At 75.1% G+C, this 15,688-nt stretch carries 14 protein-coding genes; 4 read left to right on the top strand and 10 right to left on the bottom strand.

What is annotated here, in order from left to right; translation table 11 throughout:
- Positions 1-69: 69 nt before the first annotated feature.
- Positions 70-708 carry a GNAT family N-acetyltransferase gene (locus CNX65_RS16850; protein ID WP_232519871.1) on the top strand — a complete coding sequence of 213 codons (639 nt, stop codon included), beginning with the start codon at positions 70-72 and terminating at the stop codon, positions 706-708.
- A gap of 9 nt (positions 709-717) precedes the next feature.
- On the opposite strand, the gene CNX65_RS16855 is transcribed toward CNX65_RS16850, so the two are convergent.
- The 10 genes from CNX65_RS16855 to phzG form a co-directional block, all read right to left on the bottom strand.
- On the bottom strand, positions 718-2,277 hold the full coding sequence (locus CNX65_RS16855; RefSeq protein WP_096494191.1) for a hypothetical protein: 1,560 nt from the start codon (positions 2,275-2,277) through the stop codon (positions 718-720).
- 101 nt (positions 2,278-2,378) lie between these two features.
- Positions 2,379-3,371: an NAD(P)-dependent alcohol dehydrogenase gene (locus tag CNX65_RS16860; protein WP_096494193.1), complete on the bottom strand. Its 993-nt coding sequence runs from the start codon at positions 3,369-3,371 to the stop codon at positions 2,379-2,381.
- Entirely contained in the window at positions 3,368-3,949 is a 582-nt protein-coding gene (locus CNX65_RS16865) for a TetR/AcrR family transcriptional regulator (RefSeq protein ID WP_096494194.1), read from the bottom strand. The genes CNX65_RS16860 and CNX65_RS16865 overlap by 4 nt, the downstream gene beginning before the upstream one ends.
- 40 nt (positions 3,950-3,989) lie before the next feature.
- Positions 3,990-4,496, bottom strand: coding sequence for a GNAT family N-acetyltransferase (locus CNX65_RS16870; RefSeq protein ID WP_096494196.1), 507 nt, complete (start codon positions 4,494-4,496; stop codon positions 3,990-3,992).
- A 207-nt stretch (positions 4,497-4,703) separates the two neighbouring features.
- Positions 4,704-5,825, bottom strand: a complete 1,122-nt coding sequence (locus CNX65_RS16875; RefSeq protein ID WP_096494198.1) for an iron-containing alcohol dehydrogenase — start codon at positions 5,823-5,825, stop codon at positions 4,704-4,706.
- On the bottom strand, positions 5,822-6,988 hold the full coding sequence (pgk, locus tag CNX65_RS16880; RefSeq protein ID WP_096494200.1) for a phosphoglycerate kinase: 1,167 nt from the start codon (positions 6,986-6,988) through the stop codon (positions 5,822-5,824). Before pgk ends, CNX65_RS16875 begins: the two co-directional genes overlap by 4 nt.
- Positions 6,978-8,060, bottom strand: coding sequence for an N-acetyl-gamma-glutamyl-phosphate reductase (gene argC, locus CNX65_RS16885; RefSeq protein WP_096494202.1), 1,083 nt, complete (start codon positions 8,058-8,060; stop codon positions 6,978-6,980). The genes pgk and argC overlap by 11 nt, the downstream gene beginning before the upstream one ends.
- Positions 8,057-9,196: a zinc-dependent alcohol dehydrogenase gene (locus CNX65_RS16890; protein ID WP_096494204.1), complete on the bottom strand. Its 1,140-nt coding sequence runs from the start codon at positions 9,194-9,196 to the stop codon at positions 8,057-8,059. Before CNX65_RS16890 ends, argC begins: the two co-directional genes overlap by 4 nt.
- Positions 9,196-10,188, bottom strand: a complete 993-nt coding sequence (locus tag CNX65_RS16895) for an NAD(P)-dependent oxidoreductase (RefSeq protein WP_096494206.1) — start codon at positions 10,186-10,188, stop codon at positions 9,196-9,198. The genes CNX65_RS16890 and CNX65_RS16895 overlap by 1 nt, the downstream gene beginning before the upstream one ends.
- Before the next feature lie 13 nt (positions 10,189-10,201).
- The gene (phzG, locus tag CNX65_RS16900; protein ID WP_096494208.1) at positions 10,202-10,861 is read right to left on the bottom strand and encodes a phenazine biosynthesis FMN-dependent oxidase PhzG; all 660 of its coding nucleotides are present in this window, start codon (positions 10,859-10,861) and stop codon (positions 10,202-10,204) included.
- 586 nt (positions 10,862-11,447) lie between these two features.
- Between phzG and CNX65_RS16905 the strand changes: the two genes are divergently transcribed.
- The 3 genes from CNX65_RS16905 to CNX65_RS16915 are packed head-to-tail and all read left to right on the top strand — an operon-like array spanning position 11,448 to position 15,641.
- Positions 11,448-12,542: a 2-aminoethylphosphonate aminotransferase gene (locus tag CNX65_RS16905; protein WP_232519872.1), complete on the top strand. Its 1,095-nt coding sequence runs from the start codon at positions 11,448-11,450 to the stop codon at positions 12,540-12,542.
- Complete coding sequence (locus CNX65_RS16910) at positions 12,539-14,752, top strand: FAD/NAD(P)-binding protein (protein ID WP_198320488.1); 2,214 nt, start codon at positions 12,539-12,541, stop codon at positions 14,750-14,752. The genes CNX65_RS16905 and CNX65_RS16910 overlap by 4 nt, the downstream gene beginning before the upstream one ends.
- A 28-nt stretch (positions 14,753-14,780) precedes the next feature.
- The gene (locus CNX65_RS16915; protein ID WP_096494212.1) at positions 14,781-15,641 is read left to right on the top strand and encodes an isocitrate lyase/phosphoenolpyruvate mutase family protein; all 861 of its coding nucleotides are present in this window, start codon (positions 14,781-14,783) and stop codon (positions 15,639-15,641) included.
- Positions 15,642-15,688 lie beyond the last annotated feature (47 nt).

Consider the following 15,688-nt stretch of genomic DNA (forward strand, 5'->3'; position numbering starts at 1 on the left):
GTCGACCGTCCTCGAAGGACTCGACCGGCCCCCGGCGCCGGCGAGCACCACTGGCCTAGGCTGACCGCCGTGCCCGACGACTTGATCCGCCGCTGGGAGCGGGGCTGGAGCGCCTGCCGCGGCTGGACGCGGCAGCCCGAGGAGCGCGGCGCGCTGCGCGTCCTCCTCGGCCTGCCCGGCCGCCACCGCGAGCTGATCGCGCTGCGCCTGTCCCCGGAGCTGGCCGCCGAGGTGGCCGCGGCCGACGAGCCCACCTGGCTGACCGTCCCCACCGAGCGCCCGGCCGAGGCCGCGCGCACCCTGGCGGAGGCGGGCCTGCACGTCCGCCCGACCCGCGAGCACCTGATGACCAGACCCCTGGCCGACCACCCGGCCCCGCTCCTGCCACCCGGCTACCACCCGGTGGTGACCGTCACCGACGCCGCCGTGCTCAGGGTCGAACTGCGCCACACCGGCACCACCGTCGCCGCGAGCGGCCAAGCCGCGCTGGTCGACGGCGACACCGTCTTCGACCGCGTCGAAACCGCCCCGGCGCACCGCCGCAAGGGCCTCGGCAGCGCCGTGATGGCCCTGCTGGCCGCCGAGGCCGTCACCAGGGGCGCGACCAGGGGCGTCCTGGTGGCGACCCCGGACGGCCACGCCCTCTACACCGCCCTGGGCTGGAGCACCGCCGCCGAGGTGGTGATCGCGGCCAGCGCGCCGGTCTGACCGGCGGGCTCAGCCCCCCGCCCGCAGGCGGGCGAAGAAGCTCAGGATGTCCACCGCGTTCGCGCCCGCCCGCGCCAGCGTCAGGTCGGCCCCCGCGCCGTCCGGTGCGATGCCCCGGTGCTCGAACAGCGCCAGCGTCGTGCCGTCCGCGCGCCCGTCCAGCTCCTGGGCCGTGCCGAAGCTCTCCATCGCCCCCGCCGCGTCCTCCCGCACGGCGTCGGGGACCTCCCCGTTCAGCCAGCGGTGCAGCACCGCCGGGGTGAGCAGGTCGGTGCCGTTGGTGACGCCCACCAGCCACGTCCCGATGCCCACCCGCGCCAGCGCCTCGTTCCTCGGGGTGGGCGGGTCGTGCGCGACCTGGCCGTCCGCCTGCCTGGCCAGCGGGCCGGGCGTCGGCGCGATCAGGGCGCTGCTCGCCGTCAGGTTGGCGTCCCAGTCGCCGCGGATCATCGGCCGCGTGTTCGACACCGCCACCACCGCGTCCACGAGCAGGGCCGCGTGCTCGCGCAGCGCGTTCGCCTGCTGGCCGGGCAGGTCGGCGAACATGTGCGCGTAGCTGTTGCGCGGCAGCAGGGTCAGCCGGTACTTCACCGGCGCGGTGCGACCGCCGGGGCGCCTGAGCAGCTTCAGGGTCAGCAGCACCGAGGCGAGGAAACCGGTCAGCTTCGTGGTGTCGCCGGTCAGGTGCGGGCCGAGCGCCGCGTCCTGCCGGAGCGCCGCGACGACCTGCCTGGCCAGGGTCGGCGCGCTGCCCTGGACCTCCATGGGCTCGTTGGGCGCGGCGGGGTCCTGCACGACGAGCCTGCGCTCGGGGTCGCGGTCCGCGCTCTGCTGCGCGCTCTCGCCGGGCACGTCCTTGCCGAGCCGCTCCATCACGGCGGTCAGGTCCGCCAGCGGGACCCCGGACGTGGCCTGCATCTTGAACGCCCCGCCCACCACGCCGCCGGAGAGCAGCAGGTTCCTGGCCGCCAGACCGCCCGACCCGCTGAGCCGGTGCTCGTGGTCGCGGACGTAGCCCGCTTTGTCGGCCTTGCCGAGCTGGAACGGCGGGGCGCCCTGGCCGGGTCCCGGCCTGCCCGCGAACCCGTCCAGCCTGGTGAGCACGGTGGTCATGTCCGCCAGGGTGTCCTGCAACTCGGCCACGCCCGTCGCGTCCTCCTCGAAGGGCTTGGTGACGAACTCGATGTTGCTGTGGTTCGGGCCGGGGGTGTCGTCGGCCTCCAGCTCGTAGCCCCGACCCCGGTGCAGCACCGCCTTGCGCTCGGCTGGCCAGACCTGGTCGACGCCGCCGAGCTGGTTGCGGGCGTTGCTGAGGAGGCCCTCGTTGCGCCTGACCCTGCGCCACGGCCGCCACTGGGAGTCCTCGAACTCGAACCCGACCTTCCGCTGCACCACCGGTTCCCCGGACTCCACCAGCCGCGACACGGCCGCGTTGCCGATCTGCCGCTGCAACGCCAGCAACCCCTCCGGAGCCGGGTGGCCCGGCGTCGGAACCGGCTCCTGCGCCTGGGTCCGCACCTGCGGCGCGGTGCGCGCGCGGGTTGCGCTCGGCTCCTCACGGGCGTGCATCGAGACCTCCCCGGTCGACGTCCCCCACCCGCATCGTCCGGCCTGCCCCGCCCCCGGCGCCAGACCCGGCGGGGCAGGCCGGGGGCAGTCGTCCTGCCCCGTCAGAACTCCAGCACCGCCCGGTACCGCGCCCCACCCCCGCGCACCAGCTCCAGCGCCCGCTCCACCTCGCCCACCGGGAACACCTCCACCGCCGCCCGGATGCCGTGCCGCGCCGCGAAGTCCAGCATCAGCCGGTTCTCCGAGGGCGTCGCCGGGATGCCGCCCACGATCCGCTTCGCCTGCGGCAGCAGGCTCATCGGCCGCACCGAGATCGCCCCGGCGGGCAAGCCCACCACGCACAGCGTCCCGCCGGGGCGCAGCGCGGCCAGGTAGTCGTCCCACGGCAGGTCCGCCGGGACCGTCGACAGCACGAAGTCGAACGACCCCTCCACCAGCTCGCCCGGCGTCCGGAAGTCGGTCGCGCCGAACGCCCGCGCCTCCGCCTCCTTGGCCCGCGTCGTGGACACCGCCGTCACCGCGCACCCCCACCCGGCCAGGAACTGCAGGGCCAGGTGCCCGAGCCCGCCGACGCCGACCACCGCGACCCGGTCGGTCGGCCGGACCCCGTTGGCCAGCAGCGGCCCGAACACCGTCGTGCCCGCGCACAGCAGCGGCGCGGCCTCGGCCGAGGGCAGCGCGTCGGGCAGGGGGTGGACGTGCCGCCAGTCGGACGCCCGCAGGTGGTCGGCGAACGCCCCGCCGTCGCCGCGCAGCACCACGTCGTCGCGCGCCGCGCACAGGTTGTGCCGCCCGCCCAGGCACTGGGCGCAGTGCCCGCACGACCCGGCGATCGCCCCGACCCCCACCCGCGTCCCGACCGCGAGCCGCGCGTTCGCGCCCACCGCGACCACCACGCCCACGGCCTCGTGCCCGGCGACCACCGGGAACCGCGCCACGCCCCACTCGTCGTCGATCACGCCGACGTCGGTGTGGCAGATCCCGCAGTGCGTCACCCGCACGTCCACCTCGTCCGGCCCCGGCGGACCGAGCTCGCGCACCAGCGGGCGCAGCGGACCACCGGCTTCGTGCGCGGCCAGCGCGACGACCCTCACCGCTGCCCCCTCCCGTCACCGCGCAGCACGATCCGCACGGCCACCCGCAACCGCTCCCGCTGCACGTCCACCGGCGCGTCGAGCTGCTTGACCGCCGACGACACCAGGTACAGGTGCTCGGCCAGCTCCACCGCCCCGACCCCGCCGGGCTCCCACGCCCCCGCGACCCCGGACTCCTCCAGCACGTCCACCAGCGCCGCGACCACGTCGTCGTGCAACCGCCGCAGCAGCGGCCCGCTCACCTCGGCGGCGGCCCGCAGCAGCTCGCTCACGCTCGCGCTGCTCGCCGTCGCCGCCTCGCCGTGCAACGCCTCCAGCGCCGAGAGCACCCGCCGCTCCACCGGCGCGCCCACCCGCGCCAGCTCCGCCAGCGCGGCCTCGCGCACCTGCCCGACCATGCGCTCCAGCACGGCCGCGAACAGCACGTCCTTGGCCCGGTAGTGCAGGTACAGCCCCTGCCGGGACAGCCCGGCGGCCCTGGCGACCTCGTCCATCGCCGTCTTGCGGTAGCCGTAGCGCAGGAACAACCCGATCGCCGCGTCCAGGATCACGCGGTTCCGCTCGTCGGTGACCGTCATGCCCCCACTTTACAAACTGACCCCAAACTGTCAACCACGTCTACAACGACAACTGCCACAGCGCCGTGTCGATCCACCGCCCGTGCTTGAACCCCACCGCCCGCAGCACCCCGGCCTCGCCGAACCCGAACCGCCGGTGCAGCGCCGCCGACGACCCGTCCCCGCTGTCCGCGATCACCGCGACGAGCTGCCGCACCCCGGCCTCCCGAGCGGCCTCGACCACCGCCCCCAGCAACGCCTTGCCCAACCCGTGCCCGGTGGCCCCCGGCGCGAGGTAGATCGTGTCCTCGGCGGTGTGCCGGTACGCCCGCTTCCACCGCCACGGCGCCGCGTACGCGAACCCGGACACCACCCCGCCCACCTCGGCCACCAGGAACGGCAACCCGCGCCCGGTGATGTCCGCCCGCTTGCCCGCCCAGTCCTCCTCGCTCGGCGCCACCTCGTCGAACGTCGCCACGCTGTGCTCGACGTAGTGCGCGTAGATGGCCGCCACGACCGCCACGTCGGCGGCGGTCGAGGGCCGGATGGTCACTGCCGGTGTCGTCACGTCACGCCTCTTCACCCCGCTCCCGCGCTCCGTGACCGTCCACGGAGGACACGCGGTCACCCCAGCATGAACTCCGGTCGTGTCCGGCGCGTTAACGGGTCGGCGGCGCCGGTGCTCACCGGGACCAGGTCCGCACCTCCTGCGCCGGAGCTGCCCCGAAGTCGGCGCCCCGCCGAGCAGCCCCGCCGAGCAGCCCCGCCGAACAGCTCAGCCGAACGACTCGGCCAGCACCTCCCGCACCAGTTCGTCACCCGCGTCGGGGATCGGGTCGTTGTCGACGTTGCCCACCACCGAGCCCGCCACCACCACCAGGTCCTCCTCGGTGAACCCGTGCGCCTTGAGCGGCGCGTGCACGCCGATCGCGCTCATCAGGCCCAGCACCGCCGAGCGCACGTCCGGGCCTCCCAGGAGTTCGGCGACGTGGTCCAGGCGTTCGCGCGCGTGCGGGTGCGCCCGCGCCAGCCAGGCCGGGTAGACCGCCGCGAGCCCACGACCGTGCGAGATCCGCACCCCCGGCACCGCACCCATCGCCTGCTGCACCCGGTGCGGCAGGCACGTGCTCGCGTTCGCCACGCTGACCCCGCCGTGCAGGGCGGCCAGCGCCAGCGAGTCCAGCACAGGCTCCGACCGGTCTCCCGCCGTGAAGGCCGGCAGCGCCGTGCCCAGCACCCGCAGCGCCTCCAGCGCGTGCAGCCGGGTCAGCGGGGAGGACTTGCGGGCCACGTAGCCCTCGATCGCGTGGGCCAGCGCGTCGAACCCGCTCTCCGCCGCCACCTCGGGCGGCAGCGGGGTCAGCGCGCGCGGGTCCACCAAGGCCACGCGGGGGAACAGGTCAGCGCCCCGGATGCCCGCCTTGAGGTCCCGCCCGGTGTCGGTGATGATCGCGCCCTTGGTGACCTCCGCCCCGCTGCCCGCCGTCGTGGGCACGGCCACCACCGGCACCGGGTCGGCCACCGGCTCCAGGGTCCGGCCGACCAGCGGTCCGCACGGGCCGTGGCGCAGGCCGACCGCGACCGCCTTGGCCGCGTCGAGCGCGCTGCCGCCGCCGAGGCCGACCACGACGTCGCTGCCCTCGGCGCGGGCGAGCGCGACCGCCTCGTCCACCTCGGACGCCCTGGGGTCGGGGGAGACCCGGTCGAACACGGCGGTCCGCACCCCCGCGGCGGACAGCGACGCCAGCGCCGCGTCGAGCACTCCGGTGCGGCGGGCCGACGACCGGCCGCACACCACCAGGGCGGCGCGCCCCAGCGGCCCGGTGAGGGCACCCAGGTCGGCGAGGCGGCCCCGGCCGAAGTGGATCGCGGTGGGCAGGTGGAAGTCGAACCTCACGGCGCGGTGGTCCTCTCTGCGGGACGGGTGGTGCGCAGCGCCTCGAACACCGCGCAGGTGCCATCGGCCAGGTAGTGCAGCGCCGAGCCGCCGCCGGTGGACGACGGCCCCGACCAAGGCAGTTCGGCGACGGTGTCGCCGCCCAGCAGCAGCGCGTCCGCGCCGGGGGCGGCGAACGCCGCCAGCAGTTCGGTCGCGGCCAGGCTGAACCCGTCGGCGTAGCGGCTCGGTGTGCCCGCGACCAGCGCCCGGCCGGTGAAGCCCGCCAGCCGCTCGCGGACGTCTTGGCGCAGCTCGAAGTCCACCACCGAGGCGTCGTCCGGGATCGCCGAGACGTCCACGGTGGACACCCGGCCCGACTCGCCCAGCACGACGACCCGCTCCGGCACGTGCAACTCCGCGCGCGGGTCGGCCAGCACCTCGGCGGTGGCGGCCAGGCAGGCGGCCGACCCGACCGGGGAGCGGCCGGTGCGGTGCCCGAGCGCCCGCAGCACGGTGGTGAGCACGACGCCGCCGGGGATCAGCAGGTCGTAGGTCCGGTTCAGGCCGCGCAGCCCCACCAGGGTCTTCTCCGGCTTGACCCCGCCGAGCACCGCCACCGACAGCACCCCCGGCGCGGTCCCGGCCCACGGCTCCAGCGCACGCGCCTCGGCCACCAGCGAGTCTGCCGCGCAGCCCGGCAGGAACCGGAGCAGGCCGGTGTTCGAGGCGTGCGCGCGGTGAGCCTTGCTGAAGCCGCCCACCGCCACCGCCGCGCCCAGCCGGGCGAAGCGGGCGGCCAGCTCCGGGTCGCCGCGCTCCTCGCCCGCGTGCTCGCGGGTGTTGCCGAAGACCACGACCTCCCCGTCCCGCAGCGCGGCGGCCCGCTCGACCGCGCTGTCGTCGGCGTTGCTCGGGTGGTAGCCGACCGGCCTGCCCAGCGCGGTGGACAGGCGCGCGGCGACGTGCGGGAGCGGGTGGGCGGTGCCGTCGCGGTGGCTGCCCTGGTGGGACAGCACGGCCACGCGCGCCCCGCGCCCGGCCAACAGTCGCAACCCCTCGACCTCGCGGTCGACGCGGCCCGCCGGGCGCAGGTCGGGCCCGACGTTGCACCCGGCCGAGTACACCCACCGGTCACCGGGGGCGATCGGCTGCTCGGAGAGCAGCGGCAGGTCAGCAGGCATAGCCGAGCAGCCCGTCGGTTTCGGGCAGGCCGAGCAGCACGTTCATGTTCTGCACGGCGGACCCGGCCGCGCCCTTGACCAGGTTGTCGGTGACCGCGACGACCTTGGCGATGCCCCTGACCGGGTCGACGTCCACGCCGAGGTGGCAGAAGTTGGTGCCCACCACGGAGGTGACCAGCGGGTACAGGGCGTAGTCCTTGTCGTTGAGCCCGCCCCGCCGGGGGGTGGCGTTGACGCGCACGAAGTGCTCGCCGCCCCCGCCCCGTCCGTAGAAGTCCTGGAACACCTCCAGCAGCCGGTCCCTGGTCACGTCGGCGGGCACGTCCAGGTTGGCCTGCAGGTGGATGCCGCGCGGGAAGTCCGCGTGCGTGGTGTTCAGGTCCACGCGCACCGGGTGGCCCGCCGCGCGCGCCAGGAGGCCCTCCAGCTCGGGGCCGTGCCGGTGCCCGTCGAGGCCGTAGGCGAGCAGCGCCCCGGCGACCTCGGCGTGCATGAGCGCCCGCTTGGGCTTGACGCCCGCGCCGGTGGTGCCGTTGACCGCGTGCACGGCCACCCGAGGGCCCAGCAGCCCGGCGTCGGCGAGCGGGGCGAGGGCGAGCAGCGCGGTGATGGCGTAGCAGCCGGGGTTGGCGACCAGCCGCGCGCCCGCGACGTCCTCGCGGAACAGCTCGGTCGCCCCGTAGGCGGCCTCGGCCAGCAGGTCCGGCGACTCGTGCTCGGGGCCGTGCACCCGCCGGTACTCCTCGGGGTCGGCGAAGCGGAAGTCGGCGCTGAGGTCGACCACCTTCGCGCCCCGGTCGAGGAAGTGGCGGGCCGCGCGCATCGCCTCGCCGGTCGGGGTGCTGAAGAAGACCACGTCCAGCTCGTCCGCGCGTTCGGCCAGCTCCTCGGGGGGCAGGAACGACAGGCCGGAACCGAGCAGGTTGGGGTGGACCCGCTCGAACTCCTCGTCCCCCCTGGAGGTGGGCAGCACGGTCGTCACGGCCGGGTGCCCCAGCAGGAGGCGGCACAGGTCGCCGCCCGCGTACCCCGCGCCGCCGACGACACCCGCGGTCAGGCCGTGCTCGCTCATCCGTCCTCCGTGCGCGCTCGCAGGATCACCTTGCCCACCTCGCCCGCGCCGCTGTCCAATGCGGCGAGCGCGTCGGCGGCGGCGCGCAGCGGGAAGCGGTGGGTCACCAGCGGCGAGGGGTCGACCTCGCCGCGCGTCAGCCAGCCGATCACCTCGGTGAAGTCGGCGGCGGTCGACAGCGCGGAGGTCCGCACGGTCAGCTCCGCGCCCACCAGGGCGTTCCAGTCCAGTTCCTGGGGACCGTCGAAGTAGGTCACCACGACCACCTGCCCGCCGGGCCGGGTGATCCCGGCCGCGTCGGCCAGAGCGGTCGGGTGGCCGCTGGCCACGACGGTAACGTCACCGCCGCCGGGCAGCGCGGCCAGCACCGCCTTGGCGGCGTCGCCCCGGCGGGCGTCCGCGTAGTGGTCGACGCCGACGGCTCTCGCCAGCTCCCCCTTGCGGGGCCCTAGGTCCACGCACGCGATCGGGTCGAAGCCGAGGCGGCGCGCGGCCAGCGCGCAGGCCAGGCCGATGCTGCCGCCACCGAGCACGGTCAGGCTGGCTCCTGCCGCGACGGCGGCGCCGGGTGCGGCCGGAGAGCCGGGCGGGACCGGGGGACCGGCCACCGCGGCACGACCGCCCACGGCCCGGCGGACGGCGTGCAGGCCGATGGACAGCGGTTCGACCAGCGCGCCCAGCTCGTGGTCCAGGTCGTCGGGCAGGCGGAACACCATGCCGGGCCGCAGGAGCACGTACTCGGCGAACGAGCCGTCCCAGCCCCGGTGGCTGAGGTTGTCGCGGGCCTGGCACAGGTTCGTGGTCCCGGCGCGGCACGGGGCGCAGTCGCCGCAGGGCCGGTAGGCGGAGGAGCACACCAGGTCGCCGACGGAGACGCCCGCCGCCGCGCCGCCGTCCTGCCCGAGCGCCTCCACCCGGCCGCAGAACTCGTGCCCGAGCACGACCGGTGGCCGCTTGTAGGGGTGCAGGCCCCGGTAGGTCGACAGGTCCGAGCCGCAGATCCCGGTCGCCAGCACCCGTACCAGCACGCCGTCCGCGCCGAGGGCGGGCACCGGCACGCGGCGGTGCTCGACGACGCGCTCGGCGGTCAGCACCGAGGCGCCCATCGTGGTGGGCGCGGTGGTCCCGGCCGCCATCAGCAGACCGGGTGGGACGGTTCGCCGCCCGTGAGCACGGCGGTGATGTCGGCGACCACGCGCTCGCCGATGCGGCGCTGCGCGTCGGAGGACATCGCGCCGATGTGCGGGGTGAGCACCGCGTTGTCCAGCCCGGCCAGCGGGGTCGACTGCCGCTCGCGGGCGTGCACGTCCACCCCGGCCCCGGCGATGACGCCCTCGGCGAGCGCAGCCGCCAGCGCGTCCTCATCGACCACGCCGCCCCTGGAGACGTTGACCAGCACCGCGTCCCGGCGCATGGCGCGCAGCTCGAGCGGCCCGATCAGGCCCCTGGTGCGGTCGGTGAGCGGGACGGCCAGCGCCACCACGTGCGCGCTCGCCAGCAGCTCGGGCAGGTCGACCAGGCGGGCGCCGCGCGCGGCGAGCTCGGCCCTGCGCTCGTCACCCGCCCGGTCCACCGAGGTCACGACGCTCATGCCCAGCGCCCCGCCCAGCTCGGCCAGGCGCGAGCCGATGGCCCCGTGCCCGACCACGCCGAGCACCTTGCCCGCCAGCTCGGCGCCCGCCAGCTCGGACTTGCGCCACCGGCCCGCGCGGACCTGCCGGTCGGCCAGCGCGATGTGCCGGGAGACCGCGAGCACCAGGCCCAGCGCGAGCTCCGCCACCGCGTTGGCGGAGCCGCCGGGGGTGTTGCACACCCGCACGCCGTGGCGGCGGGCGGCGTCGAGGTCGATGTTGTCGGTGCCGCTGCCCGCCCGCAGCACCAGCTTGAGCAGCGGGGCGGCGGCGAACACCTCGGCGGTGATCCGGCAGCCGCTGCGCACCACGACGACCTCGCGGTCGGCCACCAGCGCGGGCAGCTCCTCGGGGGTGGGCGCGTGGTGGACGAGGACGTCGTGGGCCAGCGCCAGCGCGCCGAGCGCGTCGGCGTCGATCGGGTCGAGCACGAGCAAGCGGGCCCTCGGCGGCGGGGCCGGTGCTCTGGCGATCACCGGTTCTGCTTGTGCCGTCATGGTTTCCTCCTGGTCAGGGTTGCAGCCGGGTGGCGCGCCAGCCGTCGGCGCCGCGCAGGTAGGCGAGCCTGCGGTGCAGCCTGCTGGCGCGGCCGTGCCAGAACTCGATCCGGTCGGGCACGAGCAGGTAGCCCGCCCACCCCGGTGGCCTCGGCAGCGGTTCGCCGGGCGCGGCCAGCTCCCGCGCCCTGCGGTGCAGCTCGGCCTCGTCGTCCAGCGGCTCGCCCTGGCGGGACGCCGCCGTCGTGGCCTGCGCGTCCACCGGGCGGGAGGCGAACAGAGCGTCGGAGCGGGCGTCGTCGGCCCGGCTGACCGGACCCGAGGCGGTGATCTGCTGCAGGGTCTCGCGCCAGTAGAAGGTGACCGCGGCGACCGGGTTCGCGGCCAGGTCGCGGCCCTTGCGGCTGGCCACGTGCGAGGTGAGCACCAGCGCGCCGCCGTCGACCTCCTTGAGCAGCACGGTGCGCGCCGACGGCACGCCGTCGGCGTCGCTGGTGGACAGGGTGACGGCCTTGGGCTCGCGCACCCCCAGCCGGACGGCGGCGTCCAGCCACTCGCCCAGCAGGGCGACGGGGTCGTCCGGCGGGTCGTCGAACTCGGGCAGGACGAGCCCCTCGTCGCCGGACAGGGAGTCCCGGTGGGGACCGGTGGTGCTGTCGCTGTGCTGCGGCACGGTCTTTCCCTCTTCGCGTGTTCCTGGCCCGAAAACAACTCCGAGCGCACGGGGAAAACGTTACACGTGGTTCAGGTCGAACGCCTCTGGCGTTTTGGCTTTTTTATTATCTCGGTAACAGAGAATGTTTTCCTGAATCACCCGGTTGGCCGCTGTTCACCTGCGATTCGCTTGCGGGAGAGGTTGGAGGTCGAGGTTCGATCGGCCGACGAAGTACTTCCGGGCAACCGGCCTGTCCGTCCGGGCTTACCCGCTAGGGCAACCGGAAAGCCTTGTGTGACAGGGGTTTCACTCGGAAGGTCTAACGTTCCGTGACTACTGGTGACTCCGCTCGATCCGGTCGGTCATCGAGTTGTTGCTCAAACGGGCCAGCCGGAGTTAGTGTGGCCTTCACCTGAGGTAAATGTCAGGTCATCGCCGCCGAGCTGCCCGCTCGACGCACCTCCGCGCCATTCTCTGCCCCCCTCGCATGATGCGGTCAGCGCTGCCCGCGCCATTTCACGCTGCCTTTCCCCCTGTGAGCGAAGGACCTATGGCCACCATTTCCTCCGTTCCGGCCGGTGGATCCACCCCACCCCGCCGGAGCGTGCTGCTCAACCCCGGTCCCGTCGTCGTCCACCCCGAGGTCCGCGCCGCCCTGTCCTGGCCGGACGTGTGCCACCGCGAGTCCGAGGCGCTCGACGCCATGACGCGCGTGCGTGCCAAGGCCACCGCCGTGTGCGGCGGCGACGAGCGCCACACCAGCGTGCTGCTGGCCGGTTCCGGCACCGCCGCGCTGGAGGCCGCCTTCTCCTCCGTCGTGCCGCCGGACGGCAAGGTCCTGGTGCTGGACAACGGCAACTACGGCGACCGCGTGCACCGCATCGTCTCGGTGCACGGCATCGCCGAGGAGCACCTGGAGTTCGGCTGGACCAACCCGATCGACCCGGACGCCGTCGACCGCGCCCTCGCCGCCGATCCGGCGATCACGCACGTCGGCCTGGTCCACCACGAGACCAGCACCGGGATGCTCAACCCGCTGCGCGCGATCGGCGAGGTCGTCGCCGGGCACGGGCGCTCCCTGGTCGTCGACGGCATCAGCAGCGTCGGCGCCGAGGAGTTCGACATGACCGAGGACCACGTCGACTGGCTGGTGGGCACCGCCAACAAGTGCCTGGAAGGCTTACCGGGCACCAGCTTCGTGTGCGGCAGGCGCGACGCGCTGGACGCGCTCGCCGACGTGCCCGCCCGCACCTTCTACCTGGACCTGCACGGCCACCACGTCGCCCAGGACCGGGTGGGCGCCCCCCTGTTCACCCCGGCTGTGCAGGTCCTGTTCGCGTTCGAGCGGGCGCTGGACCTGGTGCTCGCCGAGGGCGTGCGGGCCCGCGCCGCCCGCTACCGCGACCTCGCCTCCCGGCTGCGCGCCGGGTTCGCCGAGCGCGGCTTCGAGTTCCTGCTGCCCGAGGAGCACCGCGCGGGCAGCGTCACCAACCTGCGCGTGCCGCATGGGATCGACTACGCCGACCTGCACGACGCGCTCAAGGAGGAGGGCTTCGTCGTCTACGGTGTGCAGGCGCGCCTCGGCCAGGTGTTCCGGGTGGCCAACATGGGCCAGCTCGACCCGTCCACCCCGGAGGACTTCCTCGCCGCGCTCGACCGCGCGCTGGAGCGCCTGGGCGCCGTGAAGGCGAGCGCGTGAGCGCCCCGACCGCCCGCGCGGCGGCGACCACGACCCGGCTGGCCATCGTCGGCGGCGGCCCGAGCTGCACCTACGCCATGGAGCGCCTGGCCGCGTCCGCGCTGGCCTACGAGGGGCCGCTGGACCTGGAGGTGCACGTCTTCGACCGCACCGGCCGGTTCGGCGACGGCGAGGTGCACAGCGCCGAGCAGCCCGAGGTCAGCTTCCTCAACCGGATCGTCGGGCAGGTGGCGTTCGCCGCCGACGAGACCGTGCTGGAGGCGGGCGCCCTGCTGCCCGAGCCGCTGCGCCCCACCCTGCTGCAGTGGTGCGAGCGCAAGTTCGGCGAGACCGGCGACCCGGTGTTCGACCTGGCCGCCCAGGACTGGCCCAAGCGGTACGTGCACGGCCTGGCCCTGCGCGACTCGTTCGCCCGCTACGCGGAGCTGCTGCGTGGCCGCGAGGGCGTCTCGGTGCTCCTGCACCGGGCCGAGGTCGTCGACATCGCCGACGCGGGCCCGGCGCTGGAGGTGCTCACCGCCGACGGCGGGGCGCTGACCGCCGACCACGTGCTCGTGGTGACCGGCCACTCCGCCAACGACCCCGCCCGCAACGAGCGCACCCGCGCCTGGGCCGAGCACGCCCGCGCCGGAGGGGCCCGGTTCGTGCCCAGCGCCTACCCGCTGCCGCAGGGCCTGTCGGAGGGCGCGGTCACGCCCGAGGACGTCGTCGGCTGCGCGGGCATGGGCCTGACCACCCTCGACGTCATCCTCTACCTCACCGAGAGCCGGGGCGGGACCTTCCGCGAGGGCCCCGACGGGCGGCTGGAGTACGTCCGCTCCGGCCGCGAGCCCCGCTCGATCGCCTGCTTCGCCGGGTCCGGCCTGTTCACCTTCGCCCGCCCGTTCAACGCCAAGGAGGTGGACCTGCCCCGTTACGAGCACCGCGGCCGGTTCCTCACCGAGGACGCGGTCGACCGGCTCCGCGCCTCCTCGGGCGTGCCCGTCGACATCGGCGGGCGCCCGCAGCGCCAGCTCGACTTCGAGCGGCACGTGCTGCCCCTGGTGCTGCTGGAGATGGCGCACCTGCACTCCGCGACGCTGCTCGGCGCCGAGGTCGGCGACCACCTGGCCCGCGCCGCCGAACCGGCCCACCGGGCGTTCCTGGCGGGCGCGGACCTCGACCCGTCCGCGCCGCTGCAGGAGGCGTTCACCGAGGTCGCGCGCGTGCTGGACGACGTCCTGGAAGGCCGGACCGCGCTGGCCGACGCGCCCGCCGACGGCTGGTCCGCGGCGACCGCGCTGCGCAGGCACCTGACCGTCGTGCTCGGCCGGGACGACGCCGAGGCCGTGCTCGACCTGGCCGCGTCCCCCGCGCTGCTGGCCGCCGAGGTCGCGGGACGGCGCTCCCCGCAGCGGCACCCGCTCCTCGTGGCGGACAACCGGTTCTCCTGGGAGGAGGCGATCCGCCCGGTGCCCCGCGAGCGGTGGACCTCCGAGCGGTCCTACCGGGACGCGCTGGTGGAGTTCATGGAGCGGGACCACCTGTGGGCCGCGCAGGACAACCTCACCAACCCGGCCAAGGCGGCGGCCGACGGCGTGTGGCGCGACCTGCGCCCGGTGCTGGGGCGAGCGGTGGACTTCGGGGGCCTGGACCCCGCCTCGCACCGCCGGTTCCTGGATGTCCACATGCGCCACCACAACCGGCTCGCCAACGGGGCCGCGCTGGAGGTCATGGACAAGGTGCTCGCCCTGGTGCGCGACGGCCTGGTCGACGTCTCGGTCGGCCCCGACGCCCGCGTCGGCCCCGCCGAGGGCGGCTGGCTGGTCACCGGGCCGCACACCGGGGCCGCCCGCCGGGTCGACGTGCTCGTCGACGCCAAGGTGCACGCCTTCGACCCGACGGCCGACGTGCTGCCGCTCTACCCGAACCTGCTGCGCCGAGGCCTGGTGCGCCAGTGGGCCAACCCCGGCGACGGCTCCGCCCCGCCGTTCCACCCCGGCGGCCTCGACCTGACCGAGGACTTCCACCCCGTCACCGACGGCGGCGCGGACACCCGCCTGACCTTCCTCGGCCCGCCCAGCGAGGGCGTCCAGTTCTTCCAGCTCGGCGCGCTGCGCCCGCAGCAGAACCACCACGTCATGCGCGACGTCCTGGCCTGGCTGCGCCCGTTCTGGGCGCAGGCGAAGGCGAAGGCGAAGGCGCGGGCGAGCGCCCCGAGCGCGCGCTGACCACCACGGCCCCGGAGGAGACAGAACCATGCACCGCAACGAGTACCCGACCTTCCGCAGCCTCGTCGAGCGCGGCCGGGTGGTCCGCGTCGCCGGAGCGCACGACGCGCTCGGCGGGGTACTGGCCCAGCAGGCGGGCTTCGACGCCGTGTGGGCGTCCAGCCTGGAGATCTCGGCGGCGCGCTGCCTGCCCGACGCCAGCCTGCTGACCATGACCGAGTACCTGGAGAGCGCGGCCAACACCCAGAAGGCGCTCAGCGTGCCGGTGGTGGCCGACGTCGACACCGGCTACGGCGGCAACCTCAACGTCGCGCACATGGTGCACGAGTACGAGGCCGCGGGCATCACCGCCGTCGCCATCGAGGACAAGCTCTTCCCGAAGATGAACAGCTTCGCCGCCCACGGGCACCCGCTGCTGGAGACCGAGGCGTTCGCGGCGAAGATCCGCACCGCCAAGAACGCCCAGCGGGGCGAGGACTTCTTCGTCATCGCCCGCACCGAGGCGCTCATCAGCGGCCTCGGCCTGGACGAGGCGCTGCACCGGTGCCACGCCTACGCCGACGCGGGGGCGGACGCGGTGCTCATCCACTCCAAGTCCAAGACCCGCGAGCAGGTGGTGGCCTTCCTGGCCGAGTGGCGGGGCAGGCTGCCGGTCGTGGTGGTGCCCACCACCTACCCGGACTGGCACATCGACACCGCCGAGCGCGACGGGGTGTCGGTGGTGATCTACGCCAACCAGGGGATGCGCGCGGTGGTCAGCTCCCTGCGGGCCGCGTTCGCCACCATCCACCGCGACGGCGACTCGACCGCCCTGGAGGGCAGCATCGCGCCGGTGGCGGACATCTTCCAGCTCCAGCAGCTGTCCGCGTGGCAGAAGCTCGACGCCTGACCCCGCCCGCGACCGGGACCGCTCCGCGGCGCGCGAGCGGTCCCGGT

This window comes from Actinosynnema pretiosum, from assembly GCF_002354875.1.
Taxonomy (GTDB): domain Bacteria; phylum Actinomycetota; class Actinomycetes; order Mycobacteriales; family Pseudonocardiaceae; genus Actinosynnema; species Actinosynnema auranticum.

Bases quoted from the DNA above. Each gene is read 5' to 3' on its own strand.
- CNX65_RS16865 (WP_096494194.1), bottom strand. From the start codon at position 3,949: ATGACGGTCACCGACGAGCGGAACCGCGTGATCCTGGACGCGGCGATC.
- CNX65_RS16915 (WP_096494212.1), top strand. From the start codon at position 14,781: ATGCACCGCAACGAGTACCCGACCTTCCGCAGCCTCGTCGAGCGCGGC.
- argC (WP_096494202.1), bottom strand. From the start codon at position 8,060: ATGAGCGAGCACGGCCTGACCGCGGGTGTCGTCGGCGGCGCGGGGTAC.
- CNX65_RS16890 (WP_096494204.1), bottom strand. From the start codon at position 9,196: ATGGCGGCCGGGACCACCGCGCCCACCACGATGGGCGCCTCGGTGCTG.
- CNX65_RS16895 (WP_096494206.1), bottom strand. From the start codon at position 10,188: ATGACGGCACAAGCAGAACCGGTGATCGCCAGAGCACCGGCCCCGCCG.
- pgk (WP_096494200.1), bottom strand. From the start codon at position 6,988: ATGCCTGCTGACCTGCCGCTGCTCTCCGAGCAGCCGATCGCCCCCGGT.
- CNX65_RS16855 (WP_096494191.1), bottom strand. From the start codon at position 2,277: ATGCACGCCCGTGAGGAGCCGAGCGCAACCCGCGCGCGCACCGCGCCG.